The sequence below is a fragment of the Bacteroidota bacterium genome (assembly GCA_016720935.1).
Lineage (GTDB): Bacteria > Bacteroidota > Bacteroidia > AKYH767-A > 2013-40CM-41-45 > JADKJP01.
Window position 1 is genome coordinate 1248168 of the sequence record JADKJP010000006.1, and the last position, 12390, is coordinate 1260557.

The following is a 12390-nucleotide window of genomic DNA, read 5'->3' on the forward strand; positions in this document are numbered from 1 at the left end:
TTGGTTCTATGATGGTTGAACAAAAGTATAAATTTCCAGATTCAAAATACATAATTCACTTTGAGATAAATTCCCCGTCCTCTTGTAGTAAAGCCATTTATCTCAGAATATTTTTCATTCAGAATATTTTCAAGTTTCAGTGCTGCTGAAAGTGGCGAAGTAATTTTATATTGAAGACTCAGATCGAGCAAAGTATAATCTTTAACCGGTGATGTGGATAAAGCACCCATAGGACCATTACCTGAGTCATAAAAGACATCATCTCTTTGTCCGGTATAACTTATGCCCATGGTAGAACTGATTTTTTTACCCGGGAAAAAAAGCAGCTCCATTCTTGCGGTATTCGGCCGCCTTGTCAAACCTTGTGTTCTGACCGGAGAATTCAGGAAAGAACCATTATTATACGATTGAACATGGTTTCCACCGGTTTGTTCTTGTGTGGAATTATTTTGTGCATAATCCAGATATCCATTCACAAGACTCATATTAAAGTGAATCTTTAAATAGTCTGTGAGTTTATTTTCGAAACTGAATTCAATTCCATAAGTAGTTTGTTTTCCTGTATTCAGGTAGATGTCACCGCGGTAATCATCACGGGTGAAGTCTGTTCCCAGCTGATCCACCGGAACATTTTTATCCCATAGATATACGTAATCAATTTGGTTTTGAGTGATGGTTTTAAAAACTGAGATTCCAAAGAATCCATTTTCATTTAAATTCTGTTTCAGGCCAAATTCGTAAGAATCAGAAATTTCGGGTTTAAGTTTTGAATTTCCTCTTGAAATACCTGTACTCGTATTGTTATCATACGTGTAATATAGATCCGGAGCATACAGTTGATACAGTGAAGGTGCATTTAATCCTTTGCTGAAGGAAAAATAAATCAGAGCAGTGGAACTTAGTTGAAAGGAGGGATTTACTTCCCAAATGAATTCATTTCCAAATTTGGAATGGTTAAGACTTCTCGCACCCAAAATCAGATTTAAAGCATTTAATTTTTCGTGTAACAGACTGCCCTGAATCTCAAACTGAGCATACAAACTGCTTGTTTGTATTTTAGGATTCACATTATCCATATTCGTATTTAATTCAACAATAAAAGGAGAAAAAAGTGCAGAGTAATAATAATTAGATTGGTTCATTTTTTCTTCCTGAAAAGAAAAACCAATTGAAGAACGAACGTATTTTTCCTTCCATGAGAGATAAGCGTCAACGCTCAAATTTTCACTCTTATAGTGATCCTTTGCAAATGAATGATCTGTTATTCCATTGTCATTTACAATGGAAGAATCATTCTGTGCATTTCTAGTGTTGTTAGTCAGGCCGGTGTTAAGCAGTACTTCCAGTTTTTGCATCGGTTGAAATTGCAGGTTACCGGAAAGAGTTTTTCTTTCATAATCAAGGACGTAATTATCATCGTCGATGAATGCGGATTTATCGATATCCGTTTTCATTTTCAGGAATTGACCCGCGAGTGTTGCTTCTCCGTTTTTCCATTTGTAATTGATTCCTCCTCTGGCTGTTCTTTTGTTCCAATCATCCTTGTCACGATGTTTGAATACGAGAGGATCTGTCACGGTATCAATTGTTGCATCCAGGCCATTAACGTTCTGAAGAGCAGCAGAACCGAAAACACTGATTCCATTTTTAAACAGATACCCGACATTTGCTGAAGGAACGAGCATCGATCCGCTTTTTTGGAATAAACCGGATGACAAGCTAACCCGACCATTAATTCCTGGTTTCCCGGGTTTGAAGGTTGTAATCTGGATGACTCCGCCAATGGCGGAAGATCCGTATAAGATACTGTTTGATCCACGCAGAATTTCAATCCTTTCAATTTCGGAGAGAGGAAGCTCGCTTAAATCGATTGTATTGTTCACAGTCGAACCATCATTGATCCGAATCCCGTCAACAAAAATGGAGGTTTGATTGCTGTTACTCCCACGCATGAAAATACTTTCATTCGCACCAGGGCTTTGATTGTTTCCGGTGATGTAAATTCCTTCCTGATGTGATAAAAGTTCTGCGACCGTCGAATAAACACTTTTGTCTAAGTCGGAGGCAGTGAGAATGGTTACGCTCCTTCCTGTGGAAAGTACATTTCGTTCGAATCGTGTTGCAACCACTGTGACTTCTTTTAAATCCTTACGAAGGGAGTCGTTCGGTTGCACCGCGGCCATTGAGAGGGAAGCAAGTAAACCTGTTGTCGCTAAAAATACTGTATTTAACTCCTTGATCATTATTTTGAATTATTGAAAGATTAATTCAAATAGAGGAGTAAAAGGCTGAAGGATAGGGACGCGATGCGTCAGAACCATTCGTGCTTTTTACCCGAAAGCATTGATGTTTGCATGAAGGCAGGTCTTCTGACTTACTCCTTGCGAAGCGCCTTCCCGTCCTTAATTTACAGACAGTGGCAAAATGCTTCGCAAACTCATGGAGCTTACAGCAGCGGGAACTGTTCACGAATTTCACGTGATTCCCTTTTAATTCCGGTAAAACCGGAAACCTTTCCGCGGGACAAATGTAACAGAAAAAATAACTTAGCTAAGAAAGAATTGTTAAATAATAAATCCGTCCATGCCGGGCGAAAAAAATATCAAATCACATTTTTGAACCTGCTTCACTGTCTTTAAATGGATGTCTGTTTCTCCACGATTCACCCATTTTACCTTGAAAATATTCCTGAATAACAGAAACGCTCCAACGGGTAATTCTGTTACGTATAAGAATATAATCATTAAAATAAACAGGTTGACAACCAATTACCGCTTTGGCTTCACGGGCTGTTCTGCCAAGTTCAAGTTCTTTTTTATTTTTCAAAATTGCCTGCTCAACTCCATCAAACAGAATATTGAAATATAAATTGTGAGTCTTATTATAAGTATAGTCCATTCCAATATAGTGCAATTCCAATGAATCTTTATGATCAAGCATGGTCGCAAAGGCAACTAGTTTATTGTTCAGAAAATAGCCGGTCATATGGAAACGGTTGCCACAATTTTGGAAAAGTTCTATGAAATAGTTTGCATCAACAATTCCCATACGGATTGTTTGTTTCGAACAAATCTCCTGGAATAGTTTTGTAATATCTTTTTTGTGAAGTGTCAGAAGGCTATAGTCAAATTGTTTTCTCTCCAAAACAGATCCTGCTCTGCGAATTTTTCTTGCCCGCTGCGCGTATTTGTGAGTAAGTGCCTTTTCATAATCCTGATACGTTTTCCATGTTGGCATTATCTTTAACTTCATGGTTAAATCAGTCTCAAAAACACTAAATCCATATAATTTCGCTACATCCGGAATGAAATTGTCAGGCATGTCTTTCAAGACCAATACATCATGCTTTTCTTTTAAAGCGAATGCTGAAATTATTTCAAGCAATTGCCTTTCCGAGATTTTACCGGATTGAGAATCGAGAGGAGGGAAGTCAACCGCGAATAAATTTCCGCAAATGACTATACGAAATGGAAAAATTCGAACCAGTACTGATGCAAGTTTTTGCCAGATATTACTTTCTGATACCGAAAGATTATAGTGACCAAAATGCAGAAGTTGAAAATACACACGTCCAACAATTTCGTTTTCTTTTGAAATCAATAGATAACGAAAAGACAAATCAAGCGCTCCGGCCCGTTCAAGTGCACTTAAATAATCGGATTGTAAAGCTGAATCAGGATCCTTAAACTGATCCCATTGCTCACGAAACAAATCATCCAGAATTGTGTCGTGTACATATACGTTAAATCCGTCAATTGAATATTCCCGCAGTAGCATAAACAATAAACAAAGGTGAATGAAAATAGATATGCTTTAATAAAAAAAAAGGGAGCAACGCTCCCATAAATTCTTTTTCATTTTATTCACTCCCTTCCAACATGAAATTTCCTAGTCAGGACATCGGAATTGTTATGCATGCGAAGAAAATAAACTCCATCACTAAGATTTTCTGTTTTCAGAAAGAGTGGGTTGAAGCCTTTATCCACATGGACAATTCTGCTTTCAATCCGTGCTCCATTGGATGAGAAAATTTCAAGTACAAATTCGCCTTTGTATGGAGAATTCAGATAAGCCGTAGAATTTCCATCATTTTTTGAAGAAACATAAACATCAATCAGATCGCGCTCTGAACAACTATGAACTTTGATGGGTTCAAATGTTTCTGACCGGTTATCATAATCCGTTTGGCTGAGTCTGTAAAACGCATTTTGACTATATGCATTACGGTCAACAAAGAAATAATCAATCAATTGAGTGCTATTGTTTGATCCGGAAACGGTACCGGCTATTTCCCATTCGACCCCATCGAGACTACGTTCAATCGTGAAATAACTATTGTTGATTTCGGTTGCGGTGGTCCATGTTAATCGAATATCTGATCCATCACATTCCCCATCAAAATGAACAAGCTCAACAGGCAAGAGGTTTGCACTTCCTGAAAGTGTCCACCAGGTTCCAAAAATACCCAATGTGTTCGCTTGTGTACCGTTAGTAACACTTGACTGAGTTCCCGGCACCGGATTGGTCCATGACACAATAGGGGCCACCCAGCGTTGAGCGAGCAAAGTGCTGATGGTTCCTACTTCTGCCGGAGTCGCTTTAAATAGAATGTTCGCAGTAGCGGTAGTTCCAGTGATATCAATGTTCCAGAATCGGTCAACTGTAAATGCACTATTATCTGTTCCACTATTATTACGCATGTGAGTAACAGTAGGAGGATAAGGAAGATTTGCAAAAGTGGTATGATAGGTTCCGATTTTTACGGTGTCCACAGTCCCGCTTGCCGGAGTAAATGTGAGAGGAATATAATTAGCGGCATCATACCCAAAATGGAAGATGTGACTGGTCAGATTAGTACCCATAATCCATTTTACAATACCAGTACCATTCTCAACTTCACTTCGAATGTAGCCGTTGGTACGCGCCATACCGGTACTGTTTTTGTTTTCGATAACAATCATTCGTCCACCTCCGTTTGAAGGAGTATGATCATCATCCAGATTTAATTCTCCTGCGGTGAGGATAAGGGAATTGCGCACAAAGGTTGATGAATCAGTCGGAACATTTGTCGGATAAACGTATTCAGTATTAGCAGTGCCACCAAAATTAATATCCAAATTTCCATATTTGTGCTGTGCTGATTTAGCCTTTCCAATCCCAATACCGGTGACTATCTGATTGTCTACACCATAGTATTCTACATAGGATGAACTGGCAAGGTAAAAGTCAAGACTATCTGCAAGTGTAGTTGAAAATGCAGCATTGGTTGTTGCATTATACATACCATTTGGATGCTGAGTACGTATGCGTCCAAGATTTGTAATTCCGGAATACATCTTTACAGCATTACTGTATAATTTATTGGTGCGCATTGCCAGGACTCCGTTTACGTTGATCAGCATCCAGTCAGGAAGGGCAGAAGGTGTCTGGTGAGATGCCAATTGAAGATTCCCACTGATCATATCCAGTGTGCAATTCGTCAGAACGTTTTGTTTTATTTGTTGAATGTCGTGATTCCCTGAGCGATTGAAATTTATTGTACCATTTCTTCCAAAATTTAATATGCCACATACAGTACCCATACCCGGGTTGGTCATGGTCATGTTCCCACTACCACCAAGAGTGTAGTTCGGACTTTTTATAGTAAGCACAAGGTTCAGGGAACTCGGAACGCTGGTGGCATTATCAAAATAAAAAGTACCTGAGTTATGAAGAAAATCTCCATTAATATCATCATTCGAATTCACGGTCATAATAATGGAAGAAGAAGCACCCAATGCATCGCTTGCATTGTTGTGCATGTAGAAGGTTCCTCCGGTTTGAGAATAGCCGCCAAGGATATTGACAATGGATGCTGTTGCATCGGCTCCTTTAATACTCAGAGAACCACCGGTGATGTTCACATCATTGTTTACAAGAATCGTATCATTCTGAGTACTTGCGGAAAGAAAATTGTTACCACCACTTACATTAATACTGCCCAATATGGTCATTTTAACCACGTGCCCGGTACTCAAAGCATTTGCCTGGGTACAATTAAAACTGTTGTTACCATTCGAAATGTTCACAGAGCCAATAGTAACATTTTCCGTTCCGCCGGACTGACTTGAAATAAATGTTCCGTTTACTCCACTGATGATAAGACTTCCGGTGATGTTCAGGTTCAAAAGCAAATTGTTATTGTCGAATCCAACTTTACCAATTCCAATAAAAGTGAATTCATCACTCACTGAGGTGAAATTTACCTTGCAATTTCCGTTAATAGTAAATGCTCCTGTGAGAGCTGAGTTATTACAACTGTAAAACCCGGAAAAAATACCACCATCAAAATCAATGCTTCCTGCAGTAAAAGTGATGGTACCAGTGTTTGAATAGACAATATTGTTTTGTGCTTTGAAAGTACCGGCATTTACATCAACGATTCCTGTAACAGTGAATGTTGCAGGTCCGCTGCCATTGAGGATACCTGAAAAACTCCCACCATTCTGAACAAAATTTGCACCTACAGAAAATAAGAGTGAAGCCGCACTGGAATCAACCCCAATAACTCCTTGTCCGGGTGCAGTTCCGGATGTTGTCACATTGAAATTACCAGTAGTTTTAATGATTGTACTTCCTGCCGATTTATTGCCCTTGAAATAATCTGAAGCCGTAGTGGAATTGAATGTGAAATCACCTCCGACGATCACAGAATCTATCGAGATGTTTGGTGTGTAGAACTGACCGATAAACTGACCTTTGGTTTGTACAAAATTTCGTGCTGCACTTATTGTGAAAGCTCCATTTGTGTAAGCACCGATAGTTAATGCTCCTGTTCCATTCAGAATAATATCTCTCCTGCAATCAATACGAACTTTTGCTGCCAGAGAATCAGAATATGAAAAGTAAGTGGTAGCAGTCCCGCTGACTGTGAGATCGTTGTTGATGGTGATAGTTCCTGCTCCTTTTGCAGAAATAATTGCCCCTGGTTTACCCAGAAAATAATTTGGACCACCTGTCTGAATAACTAAATCTTGAGTTGTCATTGTCAGAGCTCCATTAGCTCCTTCAATCAAGCAGGTGGTTCCACCGACAGTTGTATTATTAAAAGTGGTTGTTCCATTTACAGTTAATCGAAGAGGGGCATCAGCTTTGTTATTGAAAATGATGTTTCCTCCGCTCAGATTGAGGTTACCGGTTACTGTCACCCGTATATCCGCACCCACAGCAAACGAACTTCCATAAACAGCATTAAAATCATAATTGATGTTCAAATTACCAGTTACCACCCAATTGAGTACTCCATAGGAAGTATCCATGATTACAGTGGGTTTGGCAGGAGCTACACTGCTGATGGTAAAGTTATTTGTAGAAAGAGATAAACTACGGTTCATTCCCCTTTGGAAAACGATATTTCCGGTACTATTGATCAGCACATCCTGAAGGAAAAGTGATGTACTGATACCGGTTCCGTCATCCATAACAATGGTGGATGCACTTACTGTCAGGTTACCACGAATCCTGTTGGTTGCAAAATAACCATCCTGGTCCCATGTACCTCCTGAAACATTAGCTGCCAGAGTCAGGTTTCCAAAAATACTTGTTGCAACTCTGCTTGGATCACCCAGAGGAATGGATCCATCACTCCATTTTTGAATCACCAGATTACTGGTTGCAGAAAAGGCCTCAAGGCTGTTGGAAAAAATACTTTCATCAAGACTGGCATTGTTTCTTGGATTGTGTATATAAGTGGCGGTACCGTTTAAGGCAAAACTTTTGTTAGGTGTAGTAAATTCAATGCTTCCGTTATTTTGTAATGAACCACCGGTATTTACAACAAGATTACCGGCTACTGTTAAATAGCTGACAGCTGTGTTAGTGATGATAACGGTTCCATTAATCGTGAGGTCATTGATGGTTGGAGTATTCAGATCTATTGTCAATGTACATCCAAGAGCAACTGTCACATTTTGGCCGGGAGTTGGAGCAGAAGGATTCCAGGTGGCAGTTGCCCACGTGCCGGAAGCAGTACAGGTTACTTGGGCGAAGCCAGGTGCATTCGCTGCAAAAATAAATAGGACAGTGATTAAAAATGAGCGAAGAATTTTCACTCTGATTATATCACAATACTTCCCCTTCAGACTGTTGTGTTTCACGTCTTTATCGAGATAAATTATAGTGTAGTAAAAGAGACCCTGTTGATGCTTGTAAATTTAATAAAATTTGCCGAATAAATGAACTCATAATTATATCTTATTGGATTGAAATGGAGCTTTTTAACCCATTTATTGCGCAAAATAGGCCTTTTGGGAGCCGAGTTCAAAGAAATCATGGTAAACAGTCTGATTTTCTAAGGGAATGCACATCTTTTCAGGATCAATATCCTTTATAGAAAATTCCGGTTAACTGTTACTCAGGTTGAATAGTCATTCAGAACTGATATTAAAACAAAAACCAACTCCGGAATTTCCGAAGTTGGTTTTGTTTTAAAATAATCTACTCAGCTGAAAATAAATTTATTCAGCAGCGAATCGGATAACCTGGCTGCCTTCTGATGTTGTCACTTGAAGAAGATACATTCCGGGAGAGAAATCGCTGAAATTAATTTCTTGTAAATTTCTGCCCAATACAGACGAACCCTGTAATAGTGTTCAATATTCTTCCACTTAAATCCACAACTTCAATTTTGTAATCTGAATTATCAAATGAACTTTTGAATTCAATATTCAGGTTTTCATGAGCAGGATTCGGATAGATATTAAGACCAAGTTGTTTCTGGATTTCTTTTTGCGAACCAGACATTCTGCAAGGAGTTGGATTAATCATCAATGTCCTGGTTCCTGAAACTCCACAGGCGTTAATAGCCTTAATACCAATTTGACCGGAAACACCAGTCACGTTGATAACAGCAATATTACTGATGGTAGGAGTTCCGGAAAGAACTGTATAACCAACCGGTACTATCACCTGATAATTGACTTGCTCCCGGTACTGCAGGCCAGTTATATACTTCATCACTTCCGGCACATGGAGTTGAATTTCCGGAAAGAGAAGATGGGGTAGAAGGGTTTCCGTAAACGGTTATACAACGATCTGATCCGGCACCGCATGCATTAATTCCATGCACACAAATACTACCGCTAACAAACACTGAAGGGAATGTAACCGTGATACTATTGCTGCTGGATGAACCAGTGGCACCGGCTGGAATACTCCAGGCATAGCCACCTGTAGCACCAGACATGGATGGAATGGTGTAAGTATAGGTTTGTCCACATACACCGGCTGTTGGATCACCTGTAATGTTTCCTGGTGTACCAAGTTTTCCACTGCTAATAGTTTTACAACGTTGAGCTGAGTTACCGGAAGGAGACCCGCATCCACTAACCGCAATAACGCAAACACTTCCGGATGTAAAACCGGCAAGAGTTGATACAGATGCGCTTGTTCCCGAGCCAATAACCGAAATCCCGGAACCGGTAACAGACCAGTTATAGGAAGCAGCACCTGCAACAGTACTTATAGAATAGCTTCCTCCCGCACCAGGGCAAATTGTTGCTGCACCTGAAATTGCTCCCGGAAGAGGCGGTGAATTGGTGATGGAGATACAACGAACACCGCTATTTGTTCCACAAGAAGTTGAAGCAAAAACACAGATTTGACCTCCGGTAAATCCGGAACCAAAATTAGCATTTACACTTGGTCCTGCTGTCGTAACTGTAGTACCTGCTCCATTCAAAGTTGCGTCACCTGTGATGGTCCAGGTATACGATGCTGCTCCGTCAACAGGACCGACAATATAAGTTTCATTGCCACCGGCACAAGCAATCGAAGGTCCGGATAAGGCAGGCGTTGATAAGGTGGCACGTATCCAACTGCATTTGGTATTTGGACCGTTCCCACATGCATTTTTAGCAAATACACAAACGTTCCATCCTGAAATTCCGACAGGAGGAAGGGCGGTATAAGTCAAAGTAACACTAGGTGAAGAAGAGACATAAGGGCTTGGGTTTCCATCAAACAAAATACCGGATGGACCGCTCCAGGAATAACCTGTTGCATTTGGAACTGTTGTAGCTGTAATTGTACCTGATCCACCAACGCATCCTACTGCAGGGAAACTGATGATACCAATTGAACCTGTCGGAGAACCGGAAGTAACATTCACAGAAACTGTAACGCAAGAAGTGATTCCACAAGCACCTTCGGCACGTACATAAAAGGTATGAATTCCAGCTCCTGTAATTGGACCCGTAGTAATTGAAGCTCCGGTACCAATTAATGATCCGGCTCCACATCCTCCTTCATACCATTTCCAGGCAGCACCTGTTCCTAAAGAACCTCCGCTAAGGGATAGGTTGACATTATTTCCAGAACATATTTCACTAGAACTTGCTGATGCGGATGTTGCCGGTGTGGATGGAAGGCATCCTGATCCAACTGTTGATGTACAAATTTGAAATCCACATGCTCCATCAGTGACAACTACAGTATAAATTCCAGAAGCAAGACCCGGTTCAGTTGCATTTGTACCTCCGGAAGGAGTCCAAAGATAACTCAATGGACCTCCGCTACCGCCACTAGTACTGACACTGACTGTTCCGTCGTTCGCACCCGGAAAACTCTCATCAGTGGCAGCACAGCTTACCGAAAGTGCCGCTGTAGGTTGTGCAATTGTAACAGTACAAGTAGTAGGTGTTGCACAATAATCAGAAACAGTAACTGTATATGTACCGGCACTCAGACCGGTAGCAGATGGACCTGAACCTCCGGAAGGAGACCAGGTATATCCTACAATGCCAACACTATTAAAAACATTTACACTTGCTGATCCGTTATTTCCTCCAAAGCAAGTAACATCAGATCCGGGTACACAAGATATGGACATGGGTACACTTGGACCTGCAATGGTTTGAGAACTGGTGAAGGAACTGCAATCGTCAGTAACGGTTACAGTATAGGTGCCTGCCAGAAGTCCGGTTGCCTGTGATCCTGTTCCACCGGATGGTGACCAGGAATAAAGAACTGTTCCAACCGAGTTGCTAACATTGCTACCGATTCGACCATCCCCAATGGAAAGACAATTGGCATCATTGATCACAAACGTAAATCCGGATAAGGGAGCAGAAGGTCCGCTTATCGTTGATGAACAAGTTGAGATGCAACCATTATTATCAGTGACGGTGTATGTATGACTTCCGGCAGTGAGACCTGTGAATGTTCCTTCTCCGGTATAAGGAGAAGTACCACCACTTGCAGTAACCTGGATACTTCCGGAATTTCCACCAAAACAATTCACGTTTGTCAGGACAGAACATGATGCAACCGGATTACTATTCACAGTTACAGAAATGGAGTTTGAAATGGCAGGAGCTGGAGTTGCACATGTCAAACTTGAAGTAAGTTCACAAGTGACCACATCAGTATTCGAAAAGGTATTACTGGTAAAACTGGAGCTGTTTGTTCCAACATTTCCACCATTCACTTTCCATTGGTAAACAGGTGTGAGACCCCCATTCGTTTCAGCAGCGGTGAAAGTTAAAGTACTTCCTGCACAGGATGGATTTGTTCCTCCTGTCAATGAAATGGAAATTGACGGAGTTACAGTGCTCGCGCAAATACTAATATTATCAACAGCGAAACTGGAACGGGAACCGCTTCCACTTATATCTCTTTGCACCCAACGAAGAAAAACTGCCGACTGGTTATTGCAGGCAGAAGGTAATGTATAGGACATTGTGATGCTATTCTGGGGAGTAGTTACTGCTGTATTTTGAACTACCGCATTGTTCTGATAAATTCCATTAGCGATTCCACTTACTGTGATCCATGTTCCTGAAACGCTTCCAATCGCATATTGAAGATCAACACCATTTACCCGTGTGGCCAGATTACGGATGGTCATTACATCCATATTAATTTCAACATTCGCATAATTTGTGGTATTGATTGCAAGACAAATTGAAGGATCAATACTTCCGGATGCAAGCATCCCAATTTTTCCATTGTAATTGTGAATCCCACCGGCTGTTGATGCAGCTGTTGAGCTCGCGGTTAGATTAGAATTTCCAGTTGGTGCAGTTACACGAAATGCACCGCTTGATGCAGTTGCTAAGGCCCATCCTTGCCAGCCGGCAGGATAAACTGTTGAACTCGAAACCAGCCCACTGAAATCCTGTGTATATGGAAGTGATTGCGGGGTCGGTGACGTTTGCGAAAAGAGAGTTGTAGAAAATACAATTCCCAAAACCAACATAAGTAAACGGATAAAAATAGGTCGACTTTGAATCATAAGGTTATTTTTAGAGGTGAGACACATGAACAAAATTAACGAAGATTTTCTGAAATCCGCAAGGGTAGCGGGAAATAAGAGGAAAGTTTATTTTTATTAAGTTTCTTTTATTAATCCTG

Annotated in this window: 6 protein-coding genes and 1 riboswitch; all 6 genes read right to left on the reverse strand. The window is 40.6% G+C overall.

Annotated elements, in window-relative coordinates; genetic code table 11:
* Positions 1–41: 41 nt before the first annotated feature.
* Positions 42–2243, reverse strand: a complete 2202-nt coding sequence (locus IPP86_13390) for a TonB-dependent receptor (GenBank protein MBL0139503.1) — start codon at positions 2241–2243, stop codon at positions 42–44.
* Positions 2244–2341: 98 nt separating this feature from the next.
* A riboswitch (cobalamin riboswitch) is annotated at positions 2342–2531 on the reverse strand.
* Positions 2532–2607: 76 nt separating this feature from the next.
* Positions 2608–3777 carry a hypothetical protein gene (locus tag IPP86_13395; protein ID MBL0139504.1) on the reverse strand — a complete coding sequence of 390 codons (1170 nt, stop codon included), beginning with the start codon at positions 3775–3777 and terminating at the stop codon, positions 2608–2610.
* A gap of 86 nt (positions 3778–3863) precedes the next feature.
* Positions 3864–8090 carry a G8 domain-containing protein gene (locus tag IPP86_13400; GenBank protein ID MBL0139505.1) on the reverse strand — a complete coding sequence of 1409 codons (4227 nt, stop codon included), beginning with the start codon at positions 8088–8090 and terminating at the stop codon, positions 3864–3866.
* 405 nt (positions 8091–8495) lie between these two features.
* Entirely contained in the window at positions 8496–8606 is a 111-nt protein-coding gene (locus IPP86_13405) for a T9SS type A sorting domain-containing protein (GenBank protein MBL0139506.1), read from the reverse strand.
* Positions 8581–8946: a hypothetical protein gene (locus IPP86_13410; GenBank protein ID MBL0139507.1), complete on the reverse strand. Its 366-nt coding sequence runs from the start codon at positions 8944–8946 to the stop codon at positions 8581–8583. The genes IPP86_13405 and IPP86_13410 overlap by 26 nt, the downstream gene beginning before the upstream one ends.
* Positions 8894–12271 (reverse strand): SprB repeat-containing protein, encoded by a 3378-nt coding sequence (locus IPP86_13415; protein ID MBL0139508.1) that lies wholly within the window; start codon positions 12269–12271, stop codon positions 8894–8896. Before IPP86_13415 ends, IPP86_13410 begins: the two co-directional genes overlap by 53 nt.
* Positions 12272–12390 lie beyond the last annotated feature (119 nt).